This is a genomic window from Bradyrhizobium sp. BR13661, assembly GCF_029892425.1.
GTDB lineage: Bacteria > Pseudomonadota > Alphaproteobacteria > Rhizobiales > Xanthobacteraceae > Bradyrhizobium.
Genome location: NZ_JARXWB010000038.1, coordinates 1 through 21,034, shown reverse-complemented (window position 1 = coordinate 21,034; position 21,034 = coordinate 1). Strand labels below are relative to the sequence as shown.

At 59.2% G+C, this 21,034-nt stretch carries 14 protein-coding genes; 4 read left to right on the top strand and 10 right to left on the bottom strand.

Features of this window, described 5'->3' with window-relative positions:
* Window positions 1-2: 2 nt before the first annotated feature.
* The 6 genes from M2427_RS37025 to M2427_RS37000 form a co-directional block, all read right to left on the bottom strand.
* Window positions 3-326 carry a GDP-mannose 4,6-dehydratase gene (locus M2427_RS37025; RefSeq protein ID WP_280711774.1) on the bottom strand — a complete coding sequence of 108 codons (324 nt, stop codon included), beginning with the start codon at window positions 324-326 and terminating at the stop codon, window positions 3-5.
* Between the two features lie 473 nt (window positions 327-799).
* Window positions 800-1,711, bottom strand: a complete 912-nt coding sequence (locus M2427_RS37020; protein WP_280711737.1) for a tyrosine-type recombinase/integrase — start codon at window positions 1,709-1,711, stop codon at window positions 800-802.
* 107 nt (window positions 1,712-1,818) lie between these two features.
* On the bottom strand, window positions 1,819-2,214 hold the full coding sequence (locus M2427_RS37015; RefSeq protein ID WP_280711736.1) for an excisionase: 396 nt from the start codon (window positions 2,212-2,214) through the stop codon (window positions 1,819-1,821).
* Window positions 2,215-2,382: 168 nt separating this feature from the next.
* Window positions 2,383-2,520: a hypothetical protein gene (locus tag M2427_RS37010; protein WP_280711735.1), complete on the bottom strand. Its 138-nt coding sequence runs from the start codon at window positions 2,518-2,520 to the stop codon at window positions 2,383-2,385.
* 689 nt (window positions 2,521-3,209) lie between these two features.
* A complete protein-coding gene (locus tag M2427_RS37005) occupies window positions 3,210-3,836 on the bottom strand; it encodes an NYN domain-containing protein (RefSeq protein WP_280711773.1) in 627 nt (208 codons plus the stop codon).
* A 1,951-nt stretch (window positions 3,837-5,787) separates the two neighbouring features.
* Window positions 5,788-7,023 carry an IS4 family transposase gene (locus tag M2427_RS37000; protein WP_280711734.1) on the bottom strand — a complete coding sequence of 412 codons (1,236 nt, stop codon included), beginning with the start codon at window positions 7,021-7,023 and terminating at the stop codon, window positions 5,788-5,790.
* Window positions 7,024-7,589: 566 nt separating this feature from the next.
* On the opposite strand from M2427_RS37000, the gene M2427_RS36995 reads away from it, so the two are divergent.
* The 3 genes from M2427_RS36995 to M2427_RS36985 all read left to right on the top strand — a co-directional run bounded on the left by M2427_RS36995 (window position 7,590) and on the right by M2427_RS36985 (window position 11,263).
* Complete coding sequence (locus M2427_RS36995) at window positions 7,590-7,811, top strand: hypothetical protein (protein ID WP_280711733.1); 222 nt, start codon at window positions 7,590-7,592, stop codon at window positions 7,809-7,811.
* Between the two features lie 554 nt (window positions 7,812-8,365).
* Complete coding sequence (locus M2427_RS36990) at window positions 8,366-10,108, top strand: ethylbenzene dehydrogenase-related protein (RefSeq protein ID WP_280711732.1); 1,743 nt, start codon at window positions 8,366-8,368, stop codon at window positions 10,106-10,108.
* Window positions 10,109-10,255: 147 nt separating this feature from the next.
* Entirely contained in the window at window positions 10,256-11,263 is a 1,008-nt protein-coding gene (locus M2427_RS36985; RefSeq protein WP_280711731.1) for a 2Fe-2S iron-sulfur cluster-binding protein, read from the top strand.
* 47 nt (window positions 11,264-11,310) lie between these two features.
* On the opposite strand, the gene M2427_RS36980 is transcribed toward M2427_RS36985, so the two are convergent.
* On the bottom strand, window positions 11,311-12,096 hold the full coding sequence (locus tag M2427_RS36980) for a substrate-binding domain-containing protein (protein WP_280711730.1): 786 nt from the start codon (window positions 12,094-12,096) through the stop codon (window positions 11,311-11,313).
* A 304-nt stretch (window positions 12,097-12,400) separates the two neighbouring features.
* On the opposite strand from M2427_RS36980, the gene M2427_RS36975 reads away from it, so the two are divergent.
* Window positions 12,401-14,986 carry an EAL domain-containing protein gene (locus tag M2427_RS36975; RefSeq protein ID WP_280711729.1) on the top strand — a complete coding sequence of 862 codons (2,586 nt, stop codon included), beginning with the start codon at window positions 12,401-12,403 and terminating at the stop codon, window positions 14,984-14,986.
* 162 nt (window positions 14,987-15,148) lie between these two features.
* Here the strand turns inward: M2427_RS36975 and M2427_RS36970 are convergent, their stop codons facing one another.
* The 3 genes from M2427_RS36970 to M2427_RS36955 form a co-directional block, all read right to left on the bottom strand.
* Window positions 15,149-15,454 carry a hypothetical protein gene (locus tag M2427_RS36970; protein ID WP_280711728.1) on the bottom strand — a complete coding sequence of 102 codons (306 nt, stop codon included), beginning with the start codon at window positions 15,452-15,454 and terminating at the stop codon, window positions 15,149-15,151.
* Window positions 15,455-16,131: 677 nt separating this feature from the next.
* Window positions 16,132-16,350, bottom strand: coding sequence for a hypothetical protein (locus M2427_RS36960; protein ID WP_280711727.1), 219 nt, complete (start codon window positions 16,348-16,350; stop codon window positions 16,132-16,134).
* 1,553 nt (window positions 16,351-17,903) lie between these two features.
* On the bottom strand, window positions 17,904-21,034 hold a 3,131-nt coding region (locus M2427_RS36955; RefSeq protein WP_280711726.1), incomplete at its 5' end, for a nidogen-like domain-containing protein.

Sequence of the window (21,034 nt, the reverse complement as noted above, 5' to 3'; positions counted from 1 at the left end):
TGTCATGCCGCTCTTGGCATCGACTTCGGTCCGTCGACGCCTGTGCCGTGCCACTCCATACGGCTGCCGATCTGCGCGAAGGACAGCTCGGCCGTCTCGCCCACCGAACACGTCTCGCAGGTAGCAAGCACGAAGTCATCGGGGTTGTCGGCCTGCAGGATCATATGCAAGCCTCCCAAATGGTCCTTGGCATTCCCCCAGTAGCGCTGGACTTCGAGATTACCGATAGAGCGTCTGTTCCAGCCCAACCTCGATGCGCGCCACGCCGCGTGATTCTTGCGGGTGACGAAGGTCTCACCGCGGATCGGGCTCTCATGATTGAACAGGATGCCGTTGCTCGCGAGCCTGCCGTAGGCTTCGCGATAGGCACTCGGGCGGCACCGGATTCACCAAGCCGGCGGGACTGGCATGGCAGCGCCTGTGCCGATGCTGTTTCCTTCGTCGGGTGAGCCTAACGCGGCCGGTTAATGAGGGCGGCCACCGACGGACGCCGGCAATGTCTCCTCACCGTGTTGAGGCCTTCAGCGTCGAGCCGGTATGTACAACCGGCCGCAACGCAAACGGATAGATCCGGGTCGCCTCGCTATAGACTGGGACCAACAATCCCAATCTGGAGTCGAAATTCACGAGTTGACAGCGAAACATTTCGATCTGCAATGCGATCCTGAGTAAGACTCGAAAGTCTGACTGCAGATCGAACCATGCCTAGCTAGTCTGTGAAATCAGTAACGCATGAGGCGCGACCCTGGCCAGAACAACAGCATCCGAAACACCTCGAAATACGATAGAACTTCGTTCGTTAGCTGGATCCGCGCTTCCCGATTTTTTCGACCGCATCAGACAGATAATCGGGATGGTGATGCCCATAGGTGTTGAGCAGCACCTCGAAGGACATTCCAAGATAGCCTGCTGCCTGCCAAGGATCCGCGCCTCGTTGCATGAGCCACGTCGCAGCAGTATGCCGAAGCGTTTGCGGGGAAATACCTCGGCCAAGCCCTGCCAGCTTTACCGCACTCTTGAACGCCGTTTTGACCGAGCTAACGGCCTTTCCGTTGTATTCGACGAAATGCTTCGCCTCAGGGTTAATTCGATGCCAACGTCGCAGGTGAGTGAGTAAGCGCAATGGTATTGGGACCGTCGGCTGTCGCTTGTTGGTTTTAGCGCGGCCCTGCATTAGGCGGTAATACCGACCGCGCTCCAAATCGACATAGGCACGACCGCTCGCTGCAATCGGAGAGGCTGCCGCAATAGCACCCGCACGGGTCCCACTGTAGATGCCCAGCAAAATGAAACGAGCAAGGTGACGTAGTGGACGCCTCTTTGTCGGGACCCGTTCCCGATCCACTGACCGGCGCGACCCTTTTTGCATCTCGCGATAGCGCCAACAGGTCCAAATTAATCTAGCCGCATCGGTACGCGTCAGCCACCTGTCTCGTGGTTGGCCCTTCTCAGGCAGCAATACCCGAACGCTTCCTCTATGATATCCTTCGACTGCGTGGTGACCGATCGCAGCGCGGAGATCTTCAAGGTCTCGGCGCGCCCCTCCTTTCTTACCGCGCTTCTTGGCATACGAGCGACAAGCTTCTCCATTGAGCTCGCCCAGCATTTTTGCGCCCCACCAGTCGTTCAAACGCTCAATTCGCTTCTTGAATTTACGAATGTCGGGGACGGTATCTTCGCACTCATTATCCACGTTGAAACGCTCGCGCAACTTGTCCAGCTGCGCATCCAGATAGATCGAGAGGAGATCCGCAATTGCAATATCGTCAATGTGACGGACTCGCAGCTTCGGGGAGCGCTTGGAGATTATATGAGCTCTCAGTTTTTGTTCCGCGACCTCAGTCGCATCTGCAGGACAGCCTGTGCTAACGTCCCGGCCGTTATCTCTGATGATCCAAGTTGCTTGGTGAGTGAGTTTTCCGCTCCTGTCTCGGCGAGCGGCTTTGAGCTTAAGTCTTGCTCCCTTGCTTCGTCGCGGCATAGCTCTCGCATTCGTTCGATATGAGCCAGCGTTGTGAACTCCTTGCCGGCGATCTTTTCGATGACCAATCGGTTGCAATCGCGCTCACGCCGCAAATCCGCGGCCGTCACCCCACCTAGAGGAAAGGCGATCTTCACTGCGTCGCCGAGGCGAAGCGGGGTATGAGGTGTAATTTGCGATCGCTTCCCACTCGTCATTGACGCCCTTGGCGCAGTTATCAAAGTCGACACCATGATGACGATCTCCTACCTGAAGTAAACGCTGCTTCTTCGCCAATCGTAAGATTGGCGATCTTCTCGCAAAATCGAGAAGGGCAGAACAATTTGGATGGTCGAGCAAAACAGTCGCGCTCTGAGCACAGGTTCGCTGAAAAGAATGCGACAGAGGCAAGCCGCACATAGCTAAACTATGGTCGCCGAGGCGTTTCGCTGCAGCTCGACGTTGGCCTGCTCGACCATATTGAGAGTGATGCCGCCTTCGTCGTCAGCGCTGTCGACAAGACAAAGACTTCGACTTTTCGCGGGGCTGGCTTTCTGCATCGTCGACGCCTTGTCGCTTGCCGTCGCGGCCGGTGTGCATGCACGCGGTGCGCCGCGGGCGCATGAACCGCGCTGCTGTAGACCGCAGAAGGGGAAGACGAGCCGGGTAGCTCATCGCGATGTCTGGCATCTCGATTGCTCGGTCGCGGCCAACGGCGGCATCCCGACTAGCCTGTTTTAGATTGAGGCAAACAAACAGGAAGTGTCCCGTTCCGGTATTTCCGGACGACTACAACTCAGCGCGCAAATCGCCGATCTGTGGTGGCGGTGGACACTAGGAATTCTGATATTCTCTAGAATATAGCCAAGTGGCGTGTATTCAACGTGTGGCCGCGAACAGGACAGGCGCGGCCCCCTCTGCGGGAGCCGACTTGATCGAGGTGGCGCGACAAAGTGTGAAAAGCGCAGGAGTGTGATGAACTTAACTGTCGGAGCGCCGACAGAAGAATGCATAGTCTTCTGGAAACGGTGACGGCCGCCTCGTGGCCGGGCGGCGGTGTGCCGAACGTGCTCAACCTACCCCAGGCGAAGTGCAGGCCGCCACCTGCTACCAACGCTCGCAATGCAGCGCATCACCCGCCGTCGAAATCTCCAAGGGTGACGACGCCGCGCAACATTTCTTGTCGTAGGCTCGCATACCCCCAGATCGTGACGGCTAATCCTTGCCGGCAGTCAGATGGCTCCCGACGCTAGCCTGGAGGATCATTTCCCTTAGGTTGCTGCAATGATTTCCGCAGATGGCTGCGCGCTTCGCGATCCCCTCGCTCGCGAGGCGCTGGACGCTCGTTAGGATCGCGGCCGAACCTGGATTGCAGCTCGACGAGATCGGTGAAGACGTCGGCCTGGCGGCGCAGCTCGTCGGCGATCATCGGCGGCTGGCTGGCGATGGTGGAGATTACCGTGACCCGCACGCCGCGACGCTGCACGGCCTCGACCAAGGAGCGGAAATCGCCGTCGCCGGAGAACAGCACCATCTGGTCGATGTGCTCCGTGAGCTCCATGGCGTCCACGGCGAGCTCGATGTCCATGTTGCCTTTGACCTTGCGACGGCCGGAAGCGTCGATAAATTCCTTGGTCGCCTTGGTGACGACCGTGTAACCGTTGTAGTCAAGCCAGTCGATCAACGGCCGGATCGAAGAGTATTCCTGATCTTCGATGATGGCGGTGTAGTAGAACGCCCGGAGCAGCGTCCCCCGGCCCTGAAACTCCTTCAGTAGGCGCTTGTAATCGATGTCGAAGCCCAATGTTTTCGCCGTGGCGTAGAGATTGGCTCCATCGATGAAGAGCGCGATCCTTTCGGCTGAGGATGAAGACATTCGGCTTACGCTTTCGATAAAGGATGATGCGCGAGTTGAGCTGAAACCCTCGGCTGGTTGCAGGGGTGGCACTCGATACAATTAGCTACCGGAGATCGCCAAGCAAGCCAAATGCTTTTGGTATGAAATTTCTACCAGGTCGCGCGCGTGAACTCTCCCGTTAGCAGACCGTTGTCCTGTCAAATTTCTCAAATATCGCTTTTTGTACTCGACACGGGTCATTCTGGGGCTGCGCGTCATGATCATCGACGAAGTTGCTCTGTTTGAAAATTCAGTTTGCAAGCACCGACGGATGTGGCGTGGTCTGTTACAGACCAACGGGGTAACCTGATGCTGGATGGGGTCGAGCGCAGCCGGCCAGCGGCGCAATATATGGCCGCACGGACAATCTTCCAGCTACTGTTGACCTCCCCCTTACCGATCAACAAATGCGCGTCGCGAGTCTAGTGCCCGGCAGAGCTAGTTGGCCTTCCGATCAATCTCTTGGAGCAGCCGATGCAGAAAGTCACTGGCGTGATTGTAGTGGGCTGTACCCGAAACAACCTCACGTGCGACAGGCGAGAGGACATTGCTGATCATCTCGGGACTGAGTAGCTCGGTGCGGGTCGACCATGATTCAAGTGGACCGTCTGAAATGTGGTCACTCGACCCAAACAACTTCAACAGGCGATTTTCGCCGTCGTTGTTGTGATCGTGGTGGGCCCTAGCTGCGTAGAAAGCGAACAAACCTCGAAACCTAGCACGAGGAACTGCAGGTTTCGCCATCGCAATGCCCCCTCTTGAAAATCTCCCTGCTCTAATTTGAGAAGTTTGAGCCCTCAGCGAAACGAAAGCCAGGAGAATTTGCTAGCGCAGCCGTCTCGATCACCTTCCGCCGCGACGATCTCGCAAATTGGGTCGTTGCGATCCACTAGGGTAGTGACTTTAGCGTGATCGCGAACGCGCGATCGAGCCGAGCGACATCCTTGGGCTCAACCTTGCCTTCTCGAACAAGTCGATCGATTGGCATTGCACCCGCCCCGCCTCGGAACAGTGTTCACGACCGGATAATTACGGCCATTAAGAAAAGCAAACCAGGAGATTCGACTTAGGAACTAAGGGGTCAATACGGACGGCACCCGCTCTTCCGCTGAGAACCACTGTCAAAATCAGCTGAGGCCACTATGGGTTAGAATGGGCCAGCTCCCCTTACGGGAAGCCTATTCCGCTGCCTTCGCCAAGAACATTCCAGGAACCAGAACGAAGGCCCGCTGCGTGAATGGCGGGCCCTTGTTCATCGCCTCAACCCTTCCGCAGAGATCTTTGCCACCCGTTAGTAAGAATCGGTCAGGGTGGACTTTGGGACGGGATCGCAGGGGCAAGGCGGTCTTGTGCTTGGGGTTGAGAGCCCGCCAGCTAGCCAGCCCCGGCGGGCTCTCCCTCAGCGCATGGTTCACATTAATTACTAATATGATTTGTGATCCAAATCATATTGCAGCTGATCACGGGCGCGATAACGTCCTCTCACCGGGGCTGGCTGCATATTTCACTTAGATCTTTTTTCACCCGGATTTTTTGACAAAGCGCGGGCCGCGGTCTGTGTCCCAGGCTGCGGCCTTTTGCATCGGCTTAGGCGAAGCTGCGTATCTCACGACCTGTTCGCTCACGCCACGCCCTCAAACTCGCGGCCATCGTGCTCATCCGGTCATCGCGGGAGCCTGCCGCCCATCGATCCTGATCGTCGGGATCGGCGCCCCAACCCGTGAGGCTGCCAAGGAGGGCTCGTCGTCGCTGTCGTCTGGCTCGAGGTCATCGCCATTCATGCAAGCGTGCCTGCGTCTGCCCCCCGAGAGACGCTCGTCGTCCTGCTGCTCCTGTTGTAAACCCAATCAGCCGCTCGATTTCAGCTGATGTCTATTTCCTTAGTCTGCGAGATCAGTAGGAGTGCGCCCTCCCGCACTGGCTACCCGATTCACACATCGGTATTGTCCTGCTGGGACTGGCGCATCATGAGATTGGTGCCGCGCTTCATGGCTTGGAACTCGAGCCAACCCTGAAGCATGACGACCGGGCCCGGCTTGCCGTAATAGCCGGTCCATCCGCCGAGACGTGCGCAGACCCAGGCAGCGCGCGCAAGCGAGCCTTTCGGATGAGGGTTCTTCTGCCGCTCCGTCTTGCCTTCGAGGTCAGCGCAGCAGGCCTCGATCAGTGGAATGTCCTCGGGCTCGAATGCATCGCTCAGAGGCCGCAGCGTTCCCGGACCACCATCACGGGCGTGCACCAGTTGCTGGATGCATACAGCCGCGATCAGCGTTGCAGTTATCAGCCGGTCGCGGGGTGCCTTCTCCTCGATCTGCACATTTTCAATATCGAAGCCTGCGCTCTTCAGGACGCGGAACAGCTGTTCAATTGCCCAGCGTTGCCGATAAAGATCGACGATCTCCCAAGCATTCGTCTCGCTGACCACTGCGTGTGTCGTCAGAAGCCGCCAGTGGATCGGCGCCTCGCCAGCCGGCGGGTTGACCTCGCGGACATCAATCATGTGGACAGCGACGCTTTCCGGCAAGTCGGCGCGCAGTCCACTCTTGGGGCGGGCAATCCTGGCCGGCAGGAAGCGTATTTCAAGCTGCGCGATACGCCGCCTGCGCCCGGGCCTGGCAGGCAAATCCAGTTCCGCGCGCCCCATCGCGGGCAGTGCATCGGCCCGCGCAAACAGCGCATCGCCATCGGCAAGCGCACGGTCATGAGCCGCACGTACCAGCAGTTCGACGCGTTCCGGACGCAGCGCAAACGCTTCAAAGATATCGCTCTCGCGATCAGCAATCACCGTGACAGAAGCAGCGCCCGCGCACACAGATGCTGCATGGTCGGCGCCTTCCAGCCATCGGAAGCTCTCTTTTTCTTCAATCGGTACGGAGCGGCGCGCTGCCCGCCGGCCACCCGTGCGCTCCAGCAAGCAGCCTCCGATCAGCCCCAGGATCGCTCCGTCCTGCGCATCCAGGGCCAACACGGCATGCAGATACTCGCCCCCGCCGCCTTCCGAGCGCAGCACAGTCGTCTCCTGGATCGCAAGGACATGCCGTCCCACACAACGTTCTGCCGTCCGTTCGGCTGCCTCCGCCAGCATCTCCTCGCAGCTGAACGCTTCATTGCGCAAAAGCCGCGTCAGGCGGATCTCTCCTGCCCGAGAGCCGCCCAATCGACGCACCCGCAGCTTCCTGCCGCCCGAGGCAACGAGCCGGCCCAGAAGGAACGCCCCCCTTTTTGCAGGCGACGGTCACCAAACCGGCCCAGTCCAACCTCCATGCGGTCCTCCCCCCATCCAGTCGGACAATACGGAATCAGACATCCTTGCTGGCTTCAACCTCGATGTGTGAATGCGGTAGCCCGCACTGGAGCGCGAGGCCGGATAGAAACGCACCAGCGGAGTCCGTCAGCAGTTCTGTGGGCGAGTTTGTCCGTAGCGTGCTAAGCACGCTGTCAGCTTCGGTCATCTTGAAACCCTTCAGCGATCGAGGTTAGAGCCGAAGCGGAATTGCAACTTCCGTTTTGGCTCGATTTTTTGTAAACTAAAAATATGAAGGAAGCAATTTCCGTAAACAAAAAAGGCAGAGGACGACCGAAGAAGGCCGGGGGAGTCTACCCTGTCTCGGCAGTAAGGTTGTCGCCCAAGGTTGGCGCCGCAGTCGACGCATGGGCCCGCACACAGCTAGACACGCCATCGCGGTCCGAAGCCATTCGCCGGCTCGTGGAGTTAGGGCTGGAGGCGAAGAAATGACGGTGAAATTCGAGACTGAGAAGACCATTCGACGACTACTACGTCGCGCAGCGAGAGAAAGCCACGCCACGAGAGATTCAACGCCGTTCGCGCGCGATTCAGACCCGAACCGCGATTTCGCCCGGCAAGACAGTGACCGGCCCGCCATGTGGTTCTTCGGCACGCTGCCGATTTTCATGATCCTTTATTCGATCTGGGTGAGGATGGGGACGGGATAGTGTTGGCACCTGCGAACGGTCCACCTTGCCTACGCCCCTCTCCAGAAGCAGACATAGCGTTTGCAGGCCGCGACGCGCTGAATTGAGCCTCCACATTCACAGTCTTCACTCGCACACGATCGGTTGGTCAGTGGCTTCACGAAATAATGGCGCGCCATTCAGAACAAAAATGCAACCTCATATAATTGAAATTGTTGAATAAATTCAATTTGAGCGGGAGGTTACCTATGTCCTCCAAACGGTGTCCGACGAGTTCATGATGGACGCGGCCTGGCGACCCGCGCAACGGCCCCGATCTGAGCTCCCCAACACTAGAGCGAAGCAGGGTTAGAGACCAGGCTTCGAGACCGGCGTACTTGGGACGCGCCTAGTCGTCGGGAGCGTCCCCTAGCCACAACGCACTGCGTGCCCCGAGCGCGGCTCGTTGGCCGACCGCATAATGATCGTGTCGGTCGCCTTGGCTTCTTCGGCGACCAAGTCCATCTCGCCAAATCCCCAATGCTTCGACGGCTTTCCGGCTCAAGTGCTGGTTTACCGCGGGCCAGCTTTATGCAATGAACGATGTCACCGCTCGAACGAACGCCGATGCCTTGACTGAGAGACGCCTCGCTCAAACAAAGACTCAAGAAAGCCGGCCACGCACCGATGTCGGGACGCTAACCCTCCATTGGGCGACCGCACTCGCGTTCGTCATAAGCCTCGTTACAGGCATACGCATCGCAGCGGACGCGCTGCACGCCCCCCTCTCAAAATGGCTCGCTCCGGTCCTGCCGCAGGGCGAGGTCTTTTCCTGGCATTTCCTCGCCGGGCTCGCCGTCTTCTTCTGCGGGTCCGCTTACGTCGCCTACCTCGCGCGCAGCGGTCTCGTCGAGCGCAACAGCCCCAACAAGACGCGGATCCTCGCGATGCGCGCCCCGGCTCGCCTCAAGTGGGGAGCCGTCAACGTCGTTCTGCACTGGTTCGCCTATGCGCTCGTGATCTTCCTCACGGGGACGGGCGTCATGATGTATCTCGGCTATGGCGGCTGGTGGGCTTATCTCCACTCGACCGCCGCCTTCATAGGGCTCGTCTATATCTTCGCGCACGTCGCCGCGCATTATCTCTATGGCGGCTGGCAGCAGATTTTCCGGGTGTTTCGGCCGACGCCGCTCGCGATCACGAAGGCCGTGCGGCCGAAGCCTCTTCTCGTCGCCGCTGCTATCGGGGTCGCAGTCGCATGCAGCGTCGCCGGGCTCGATTGGGCGACGCGCGATACGCTCGTCATCGCGCGGGTGAGCACCGCGCCCAAGCTCGACGGTGCCATGGGCGATCCCACCTGGTCGCGCGCCGCCCCGGTCTTCATTCGCACGCAGCAAGGTGCCAATCTGGGCGGATCGGGCGAATCGCTCGTAGAGGTGCGCGCCGTGCACGATGGGCAGAAGATCTATTTTGCCTTCCGCTGGGAGGATCCCACGCGCTCCCTCCGTCGCGTTCCGATCATCAAGCAAGAGGATGGCTGGCACGCCCTTGACGAGCGTGCGGGTCTGCAAGACGCCGCCGACTTCTACGAGGATAAACTGGCGGTCATTTTCTCGGACAATCCATCGCTCGGCGGCGCAGGCGCAACGGATCTCGGCGCCAACCCGCTGCCCGGCAAACCGATGCCGATCAACGGCCGAGGCTTCCACTACACGACGGATGGCAGCTACATAGACATGTGGCAGTGGAAGGCGTCGCGCGGGGGCATGCTCGGGCGTGTCGACAGCCAATATATCGGCCCGCCCTACGCCCCGACCCTGGACGAGCAGAACTACGATGCCCGCTATCAGGGCGGCTATTGGAATAAGCCTGGCCGTACTCTCTATTCCTATAACTTCAAGTTCATCCACCGGGACGACAAAGGGCCCGTCACGGTTTTGCGGCTTCCCAAGGACTGGAAGGCGCAAGTCGCAGCCCTCGGCAAGTTCGATCTTGATCCCAACAGCAGCGACGACGAGAACGGCCGCTGGTACATGTTCGACTGGGAGAGCGAACCCTACACTCCGGAAGCCGACGCGAGGATTCCCGTCGGCACGATCCTGCCCGGCGTGATTATTGCCGGCGACACCGAAGGAGAGCGAGCCAATGTCGCCGGGGTTTCAAAATGGAGCAACGGACATTGGACGCTTGAGCTGACGCGCAACATGAAAAGCGATGGAAGGTATGACAAAGCTTTCGTGCCAGGCCGCGATGTCTACATGTGGGTCGCTGTCTTCGACCATGCACAGACGCGGCATGCGAGCCATAACCGCCCGGTGCGCGTCGTGTCGCAGAAGTAGGCGTCTTATGACGGGCGACGGGCTCGACCGGAGACCACTACGGGGCGGCCCTACTGAAGCGTGGACTCGTCCTCACCCGCGCATCGCATTCTGGCTCGGCGAACATTGGCTTGCTCGCCGACATTCGCAGCGCCAAGAGGCCTCGCGATGAGGCATTGTCGGGTAATCATCAACGGCAAGCCTGTCGAAGCCCGCGCCGGCGAAAGCCTGATCGACGCGGCGCTCGGCGGCTCGATTCTCGTTCCACACGACTGCAGATCGGGACAATGTCAGAGCTGCCGGGTGACGGTCGTCTCGGGCTCGGTCGATGACGGCGGTTCAGGCCGTGGCCGAACTGTGCTCGCCTGCCAGGCAGCGGTCGCAGGCGATGCCGAGATCGAATTCGAAGAATTGCCGCTACCTGAGAAGCGGGCGGGCGCCGTCACTGAGATCAACCAGCTCTCGTCGGAGATCGCCGAAGTCGTGCTGACGACCTCAGCGCCCCTCGAGTTTCGGCCGGGCCAATACGTGCGCGTCAAGTTTTCCGGTTATCCTGCGCGTGAGTTCAGCCCGACCTTCAGGCTCGATGGTTCCTGTAAGGAAGTCGAACTCGTCTTCCACATCAGGTGCCTGCCTGACGGCACCGTATCGGGGCAGCTCGGCAAAGCCATCAGGCCCGGCCATAAAGCGCATGTGCAAGGCCCCTTCGGACGAGCCTATCTGCGAGAGGGCCAGGGGCCCCTGGTGCTGATCGCCGGCGGAGCAGGCTGGGCCCCGATCTGGGCGCTCGCCCGCTCGGCGCGCTCGACCCAGCGCAACCGCGAGATGGCGGTCGTCGCCGGCAGCCGGGATGCCGATAATCTCTATATGCTTCCCTCGTTGCAGTGGCTGATCGACGACGGTGTCCGCGACGTCATTGCGACGACGGAGGTCGGATCTACGCTGCCGATCAGGCCTGGGCGCCCATCGCACTACCTGCCCCTGCTTGGGCTGGAGGATACGGTCTACGTCGCCGGCCCTGTTGGTCTCGTCGAGATCGTGAAGAACAGGGCGCACTCGGCCAATGCGCAATGCTACGCCGATCCCTTCCTGCCGAGCTCTCAAACCCCATCGCTGATTGACAAGGTCACCCGTCTATGGCGAAGCCGCGAGCAGCCTCATCGCCCCGGTCTGTGAGCCGACGCCGCGTTCAGCAGCGCCGGCGGCCGCCGAGCTTCGGCGCTTCACCGCTTTTCAGGCAGACTACCGAGGCTGGTGATGACGTCGGCTGCCTTCTGCGCATCGGCAAAGCGTAGAAATGCCAGAGCGTCCGGATCCTGCAACGTATTTAGATAGATTAGCGCCAGCACAACGCTCGAGGGATAATCCGCGTCCGTCGGGTAGTGGCCGTCCACACGAAGCACCGTGAGCCCTTGTTCCAACGGCCTCGAGAAGGGACCGAAGCCGATCGCGCCTTGAACCTCGCGAACCGTCTCGATCGCTTCCTGTGTGGTCGTTGCCATCTTCGATTTTTCGGTGATCTCGAGATCGTGCCAGCCGGGCATGCTGGCCCGTAGCCCCGTAAGAGTGCTGTCCTGGTCCTCACGGCGCACGACGCGGATGCGCATATCGGCGCCGCCCAGCTCCTTCCAATTCGCAAGGCGGCCCGAATAGATCGCAACGAGCTGAGCGCTTGTGACGGCACTCACTCCGCAGCCGGGATGGACGATGAAAGCCGAGGGTAGGCGGGCGATCGCCTTGTAGACGATGCCGGAAGCCGCTTCGGCGTCCGTCAGGCGGCGTGCGACGCGCCCTAAGATCGCCTTACCGGACCCCACGGCCGCGATGCCTCCGCCAGAACCGATGCTCGGCGGGATCTCGACCTGTGCCGATCCTTCCTGCTGCATGAAGCTCGCGGCGATGGCGCGAAGGACATCGACTCCGTCTCCGGTCCCGACAATGTCGAGCCTGCGTGTTTCGGCGCCAGCGGCATTCACCACCGCAAGGCAAACGCCCAAAAGGGCTGCCATTATCCTCGAAAATGCCATTGCAAACCCTTCGAACCACGAGGTGCACAATTCTGGCGAAGAAACCTAAACCTTCTGTTGTCGCAACGCCGTGGCTTTTGGAAACTTCGGTTTGGCGAGCAGAAAGCCTAAGCATACAATCTGATGGTTTCGAAAAACCGCTTGGTAATTAACTAGCCACAAATAGACAATAAATAGACGATTTAGAGGGTTTCACTCGCTTAAATTCGGCGCCTGGAAGACAACTTAGCGGGGGCCTCAGTGAGCGACATTGATCAGCCTCCGTAGTTCAGGGTGGCTGGCAGTGGTGACGACTGACACCGATATGGCGAAGGCATCGAGGGCGCCATCCCGCAGGCGGCGTTGGGCCGTTCCGTCCGGCGTTCTAGGCTCGTCTATCGCCGTGCGCCTTGTTGCCGTCGTGCTCGCGACCGGCGTGCTCGGGCTCGGCCTCATCGGTGGCTTGACGGCGCTACGCCTTCAGCAGCAACTGGGGCAGCAGGCTGCGGCACTGGGTAAACTCTCAGAAGATCAGCTCGCTCGTCGCCTCGACGGGGAGGCGCAGTTGGCGCGAGCGCGAATCGAGGTCCTCGGCGCGGAAACCGCATCTCGCCTGCGTCAGATCGCTCAGCGCGCCGATATCGCCAAGGCGGTCGCCTCCCACAACGATGTGACTATCCGCGAGCTGCTCAGCATCGTTGCTTCGACCTCCGGCTTCGAAAGGCTGATCGCGTTCGACGAAACCGGTCGCGTGATCGGTGCCAACAAGCCTCTCGACCTCCTCGCCCTGAACGGGGCGATCGAAGAGACCGACCTCTCTGTAAATCTCAGGGCGATCCTCAAGGACAATAGCCGCTCGCATCCGCGGGGTGAGGAGGGCACCTATCAGCTCAAGTTGGGTGAGTTGTCGGCGCTCGGCCTGCCGCAGCGCCAAACTATAGCGCACACCGCAATTGAGCCCGTGTTCGACGACTTCGGCGACCTCATCGGCATGCTCGTCGCCGTCCGTCCGCTCGGGCGCACGGAGCGGACTCTCGAGAACTTCACTTCGCTGGCTAATGCCGGGGTGGTCATCATCGCGAGTGACAACGAGATCGTGTCTTCCGCGGGGCCTGAAGGAGTGAAATTCAGAAACGCCAGGACGCTCTTGGGCGGGTTGCATCGCTCGGATGACGGCAACTACGTCGCGCGCTGCGTCGAATATGAGGCGACGCTCAAGGTGTGTACGTTCGCGAGCGCATCGCTCGTGACGACGACCCGAGATCAGATGTTCCAGATCGGCGCAGCCCATACCCGTTCGCTGATGTGGCAGTTCCTGGCATCCGCGGCGCTGGCGCTCGGTGCCTTGGTCGTCGCGCTATTGGCCGCCGTAAGTCACTTCACGAAAGGACTTTCGGCGCTCGCAAAGACCGCCCAGGAAATCGCGGGAGGCAATCTCGACGTTCCGTTCCGCGCAACGGGCATCGGCGAGGTTCGCGGCCTCGGCCTCGCATTCGAGCGAATGCTGACGCATTTGCGGGCCAGCACGCGAAAAATTCGTCAGCTCGCTTTCTACGATACGGTGAGCCGCATTCCCAATCGGGAGAAGATGCGCGTCGATGCGCCGGCGCTCATTGAAGCGGAAGAAGGCGGCGCGCTTTTCTTCCTCGACCTCGATGGTTTCAAATCCATCAACGACACTTTCGGGCACAAGGCCGGCGACGAGCTGCTCAGGATGGTGGCCGAGCGCTTGAGTAATTTGCTGGCATCCAAGGTAGCTGTCAAAAAAAGTCTGCTCGCCCGGGTCGGGGGCGACGAGTTCGTCGCCATCATCGCCGGGGTGAAGACGATAGAGGCCGCAAGCCTCTTTGCCCGCGAGATGATCGAGGCGCTGCAGGTCTCCTTCAAGCTCCAGAGCAACCATGCGACCATCGGCGTCAGCATCGGCATTGCGATCTGTCCCACCCACGGCACAACCTATGATGACCTTCTGATCCGCGCCGACCTTGCAATGTATGTCGCAAAGAGCTCGGGACGCAATACCCACGCGTTCTTCACTCCTGATCTCGCAGAGGTCGCGCGTGCTCGGCATGCGCTCGAAACCGATCTTGCGTTGGCGATCCGCAATGAAAAGCTCGTCGTCCATTACCAGCCCAAGGTGTCCTGCGTGGATGGCCGCATCATGGGTGTAGAGGCGCTGGCGCGCTGGCATCATCCGAAGGAGGGCGACATTCCTCCTCAGCGCTTCATCAAGATTGCGGAAGAGATCGGCCTGATCATGGAGATCGACCGCTTCGTGCTCAGGCGCGCGCTCGCCGAAATCGGGGGCTTGATCCGGGCCGGCTCGAACCTCGTGCTCGCCGTAAATGTCGCGGCGACGGAAATCGAGGACCCCCTGTTCGTCAAGGATATCGTCACGATCGTTCGCGAAGCCGACTTCCCGCCGCCACACCTCGAGATCGAGGTCACCGAATCGGTCGCGATGCGCAATCCTGACGTCGTACGCGAGAGAATAAGCTTGCTCAGGCAATTGGGCATACGCTTCGCAATGGACGATTTCGGAGCCGGTTATTCGAATCTTTCGACGATGGCTAGGCTCCCCTTCGACGCCGTAAAGCTAGATCGCACGCTTGTCGCGGGTGTCGCGGGAGACCGCGAGAAGCAAACGATCCTTCGCCTGGCGCTCGGACTTGCGGACGAATTGGGGTTCGAAACGGTCGTAGAAGGCATCGAAACGCCCGAAGACCTTCGGTTCGCGGCCGAGAACGGCGCGACCATGGCGCAAGGTTATATTTTCTCTCCGCCGGTATCGCTCGAAGAGTTCACCGTCCTGCTCCAGCCGAGCTTCTTGGCTTCGACGGTCGAAGTGGCGCCCAGGCGACACGGAGCGGAGCGGCAGGCTGCTATCCGCTGAGGCGTCAGCGACGACTCCGCGTAGGTGTCGATCGGGGACCGAAAAGGCTTACGGGAGCTCCACAAATGGCTCACGGTTTTGTTCTGAATGGTAGGAAAATGGTGCCCAGGGGACGCTTTACTCACCGGTTGATACAGCCGCAATAAAGGTCGGCATAAAGTTTTAGATCAGTGACGGGGTGCGTTGAATGCCAGCGGCGAAACGGTTCCCGAATGTCGCCGCCTTTTCGAAAGAAACAGCAAATTGCCAAGTATCTGGCGTCTTTGCGCCGCAGCCGAAATGAGCAAAGCCGCGAAGAGTGCGACAACAAGCTTGCGCCACCGTCGGATCAGGATGGGCAGCGCAGAAAGTGGCGAGCCCAGCCATCGTGTCCGCGGTGTGGAAATAGTCAATTTCCATTTTCTGGCTTGCGCCGGCAAGATAACCTTCCAGCCAAGCGACGGCAAACGAACGTCCTTCTTGCTTCAAAGCCTGGCAAATCTCGTTTCGAGAAAAGCATCCTGCTCCGCATTAGCCAAAGCCATCACGAAGCAGAGCAGCAAGTGCCCAGCTTCACCAGTGATGAAGACGGGTCATCACCAGAGCCCCAAACAAAAGACCATTCTATATGCCCATGTCTCACCATGTACTAACATCGAAAATTGACGGTGCGTACTCGGTCATTGCTCGAGGATGTCGTTCCAGCAAGGCAATGTCGCTGTGACCTCCTTGTGCCGTTCAGGAACGAGGGAATTGAAGCAAGCTGATCTAAAGTCCAGGCCTGACGACAGAGACGGACCACATTTCAATTCCCACCAGCAATTCACCATGCAGTCGATTGGTTGTGGGGGCGAGTAGTAGTTGCTCAATGCCGCCTTTTTCCTGTCCACGTCTAACTAGGTTGTATGTTCGGAGCTGCGGCGCGACGAACCTCGGCGGATCTTGCGCGCGCGATGGCTGCCACTGAAGGATATGCAACAGCATTTGGAGAAGCTCCGGTTGCAGGTCACGGAGTGCGAGTTGATTCGCGACCTCGCGACAGATCCTAAAACGCGAGATCTGTCTGATCGTCTGGCAGTGCATCATAGGGTGCTCGCGGCCGAACTCGAGGCTGCCGTTGCGGTACAGCTTGCGACTGCGACGATCTCATTGGTTTGGTGAGCGGTTCAAACGGCAATGCCGTGAGGAAATTTCCGCACTAGATCGAGATCCACGTAGCCGCTCGCCTCGAGCCATTCGTGTGGACAGTAGCCGAGAGACGTCGGATCGACTACGAGCCCGTCTCTAGCGATCGCAGTGCGCGTCCCCATTCGCCCGATCCATTCTTTCTCACCGGTAATCGGATCGAGACGCACTGCATTGAATACAGCTGTGTCGTTGGTCATTGTCAAACTCGACGGGCTGAAAAATGTTACTGGCAATGAGGGGAGACTACCTCGCCTGGTCGGTTGCACCACCTGGGAATTTTACGGGGCCCCGGTTCGCGCTGGCGGACTGCCAGACAAAAGGCCCGAGCTTCGCCAAGGATCGCGAATTGTGGGCACTAGTCACTTTCTGGCTCGGGATCACGAACCCGAGCTATCGGAAAACTTGGCATGCTGACAGTCGTTCCGCCGTCCTGAGAGCGGAGAGACGGCACCGGCGGCGGGGTCTATCGGGGGACGCCGGGGCCGCTCCGGCAGCTCGGTTGCAGCCAGCGACAGTCCTAAGATTGCATGACCACTCTTGTTCACGTCTTAGGTTTAGTCTTGAACAAATATCCCCCTATAAGGGAGTAATCGCACGGAGGCGGAAAACGCCCAACACGAACAGGTAGGCAGTCACTGCGGAAGGCGGCAGAGAATCATGATGAACTAGCGAGGCGCGCGGCGCTGTCGGCTCAGTCAAAGATGCTGCGGAGTAAGGTAAGCTCGTGTAAGGCCGCCTCAGTTGAGGGCCCACAAGAAGACACCTAGACCGTGGAATCGTTTTTCATTAGCCCTTTCCGCGCACGAGCAACGTCCAGACGGGCGAGGCTCCGTCCCAACGGCGAAGGCGTCCATAGAACCGCACCCGCAGTCCTACCGATGTCATGCGCTCTGTCACGAGATGAAGCGCGATTACGTCCCCCTCTGATAGCTCCACACATCCGCGCTTGCGCGACCACACCGCCCCGGGGAAGTGAAATAGGTTGGCTTTGAGCCACCGGCCGCCGCGCTCAGACAGCGGTTGTAAGTCCACCTGCGCACCGTCCCTAGGCCTTACCCCGACGTCAGGCCGGCGAAGCCAATTCGCGATCCATCCCATCTCTGCATCCCCAGCCGCCTATGGCTTGCACGGCTGTTTGAGGACTTGTCAATTGCGACGAAGGGCGGCCTCGCGCGCCACTCGAAGCCAAACGTGAGTAGCGCACCGGCTCTTGGCCTCTACCATTGCACCCAGAAAAAAGCCCGGCGCGAGGCGTGCGCCGGGCAAGGGCTGGGAATGGACCCCGCGCAAAGGTTTGAACGGGAGCCAACTCAGGAACGAAGCAAAATGCGTGCCTGTAGTGAACTAGCGCCACGCTCTACCGGTTGCTCTACGCGCGGCCTAAGCCACCGCGCACACCCGGCCGATCCCCATCACCCCGGAAGCCCCACAAGCGGCCGGGCGCTTGCTCATCCGCGGGGGTCGGCCGCAGGCGCCGCTCAACCACGCCCCCTGGCCGGCACCGCGCCATTCCGCACGATTGGCACGGCACGCCGAGGGCGATAAAACGAGCCAGATAGCCTGTCCTCACGGTGAGATGATCCTGAGTGGACGTTAGCGATTTCCGCAGATTCAGTCCTGTACTGGAATTTTGCGCAGAATGGCATCAGACCCCGCGTGACAGCTGTGCGCTGCGTGCGTCGTAACATCCGGTGAGCAAGGTCGCATCCAAAGGTGCTTTAATCGCAATAGTCGACGGGCAGCGGCGATATCAAACTAAGAGTACATCATGGTAGCTAATTAGCGTTCCTGTTCCGTGGTCAATGCCGGCTTGGAATCCTCCAGGGCTGAAATGACCTGACAGGGTAATATTGGCGGAGTGCGTTGCGTCTGTGACGGTCAACACCCCGCCGCTGCCGTCCACATTGGGCGAGTAATTCAGCGTCGTGCCTTTTGCAAAGCTGAAATCCAGAAGGTCCAGATGATTGCTCGAAGTCATTCCCGATATAATGCCCGAGAAATAAGACGCTTGGTCAAGTACGAGTGTCCCTGAGGAGCCCGCAGCGAAAGCGGTGTTTTGGCTAGATCCGGCACCAAACTCGAGCGAAGCTAATCCACTGATGAGAGCCGATCCGTCACCGGTTACGTTTCCCCGAAATGTGGTATCGCCGCCGTTGGCCCACAAGAAGCCTGTATTGATCACATCGCTCTGAACGGTGAGACCACCACTGCCAGTCGCCTCAAGCGTTCCTGAATTGATCACGACATTGGCGCCCGTATCAATCGTAAGAGAGTTCGCGCCGGTTGCGTCGATTGTGCCCCCGTTAGTCAACACTAGTTTTCCATTGCCAATCTGACCAGCCCCAGACACAATATTGTCGGCGTTAGTCATCGTCACATCGGCGCTAGTGCCGCTAATTATATTTTGCGCACTATCGGACAAGACGATGTGCCCGGCGCCTGTGAATGCGACTCCGCGTCCGATAAGCTGCAAGTCCGTCTCGTCACCGGTAGAGTTCAATTCGATGGTGCCGCTGTTCTGAACCGTCCCGCTCAACGGCAACTTGGAGCGGTCACCGAGTTGCATCGTTCCTGGGTTTTCCATGATCGGCGCTTGATTGAACTCGAACCCATTCGAAGTAAGATCGGCTGCGTGAACACCACTTAACGTTATTGTCTCATTGGCACCGAGGTGAATCACGGCGTTGCCGTTGACATCGTCCGCGATATTTCCTTGAAGATCGCCAAAGGTAGCGATGCCGCTGAAGCCAATTAAATCGATTCTGTCGGTGGTGGGGTCAAAATTGTAGATTACGTCATTGCCGATCGGCTGAGCGAAGACAAATTGATCGCTGTTACCTGTGCCTGTTAAGTGATCGTCGCCCGCAATGGCGAAAATTGGTGAGCTAGGTGCGTAGGCTTCGACGTTGTCCGATACTATCTTAGAGTTGGCGCTGCCGTCTGAGTTAATCCAGCTTTCGGTGACTGTGAGCACGGCCGCACCGACAAAATTCACATCCGGTGTTATCGTTAGCATCGAGAAATCGCTAGTCAGTGCTGTCCAGGAACCATCCGGATTGTGATTGGCGCCCTCCATTGTCCAGTTGAACCAAGAGCCCGTAACAGTAACCGCCTCGCTGCCTACGCCGGCAGGCTGCGTTAGCCCCAAGTTGATGGTGGATCCAGCTACACCTGCCGGAGCTGAATTAGTACCATTCAGGATTACAGGCGTGCTGGTGCCAGTGTTGCCGGCGAGATCAGTCTCCTGGGCAGTCACGGTATTGGGGCCGTTCGGCAGCGTAACGTTGGCTGACCAGGTGCCGTCGCTGTTCACGGTCGTGCTGCCGATGGTTGTCACAGTTGGTGTGCCTACTTGGCCGTTGAGGACCTGATAGACGTCAACGCCTGCGATTCCCGTGTCGCCGGGGGTTGTCGGAAGCGCCAGCAACTCAGCCTGATTTCCTGACTGCGGCAGTTCAAAATAATGAGCGATGTTGCCGTCACCCGCTGAATAGCCGGCCCTTGCGGGCGTTCCGCCCAGACCATTCACTCCACCGCTCGCGCTTCCTGTCGTCCAATTGATACTCGCGTATCGGTATACAATGTCGAAATTGCCGCCGCCCAGACTGATAAGCTGAACCTGGAACGCATCCAGTTTGTTCGTTGCTTGGGAGTAATATCCAACATCGTCCCAAGTGATCGTCAGGACGCCATCCACGGAGTCGAGATTGTAGAAAACTTTGTTGGCCCCCGTGTCATTTCCGCCGGTGGGGGTGCCGGGACCACCGCGCGTATCTACGTCTGCCCAGAACGGCGCGATGATAGGGTTGTTGGCCTGAGCACTGATCGCGCTCGGCGTATATGTGGAATTTGGCTGTGCAAACGTAATATTGCCATTGTTGTTGATGTAAAGCGAAGTGTAGTTGTGACCAAAGAAATTTACTCCAGCCGTCCCAAACACTGAGGTGATGTTAATCGCAGACGAGTAATTGTCATCGCCAGCGGCGAGGGTGTTAGTTCCGAAGCCGGCGGGCCCGCCCAGCCCATTGATCAACACTCCTCGGGTCTGGTTTTGGCCTGCTGTAAGAAGGGCCGTGGCATACGGGGTTAAGGGATTGTTAGTGGTGACGCTATCTAGGATGGTGATGGGCGCTCCGACATCGGCAGGATCGGCCGTTCCGGAAATCGTCTGCGTCGTAGCGTTGATGTTTCCGATTGTTACCACCGGAGCATCGGTATCGAGTGTAAAGCTCAGCGTCGCGGTGCCGGTGTTGCCAAAGCCATCGGTCTGACTCGCAATTATCGTGTGCGCACCATCCATCAGCCCCGATGGCGTGAATGACCACACTCCTTCAGCGTTGGTTGACGTGGTGGAGGCGATGTCGACTCCGTCAACTTTGAAGTGTACCAAGGTGTCGGCCAGACCGATGCCGGTCAACCCATCATTGGAGGTGATGTTGTCGGCCGACGAGGATCCGGTATCGGACACGAGGTGCTCGGTCAGCGTCGGCGTCACGGTGTCGACCACGAAGACGGGGCTGGTGAAGCCGGTGCCGAGATTGCCGTCGGCATTGTGCCAGGTGTTGTCGACGCTCACCGAGGCATTGGCGATGTCGGTGCCGGCATTGGCGGTGAAGGTGGCGGTGTAGGTCTTGCCGTCGGGACTTGCCGTCAGCGGGCCGAGCGTTCCGCCGACCGCGCTGGTGTGGCCGAGGTTGAAATCGCTCGGCGCCTGGCTGAACGTGAAGGTCACAAGGGCGGTGTTGTGGACGAGGTTGACGTCGGCGCTGCTGACCGCGACCGCCGCCGTCGGCGTCACGGTGTCGACCACGAAGACGGGGCTGGTGAAGCCGGTGCCGAGATTGCCGTCGGCATTGTGCCAGGTGTTGTCGACGCTCACCG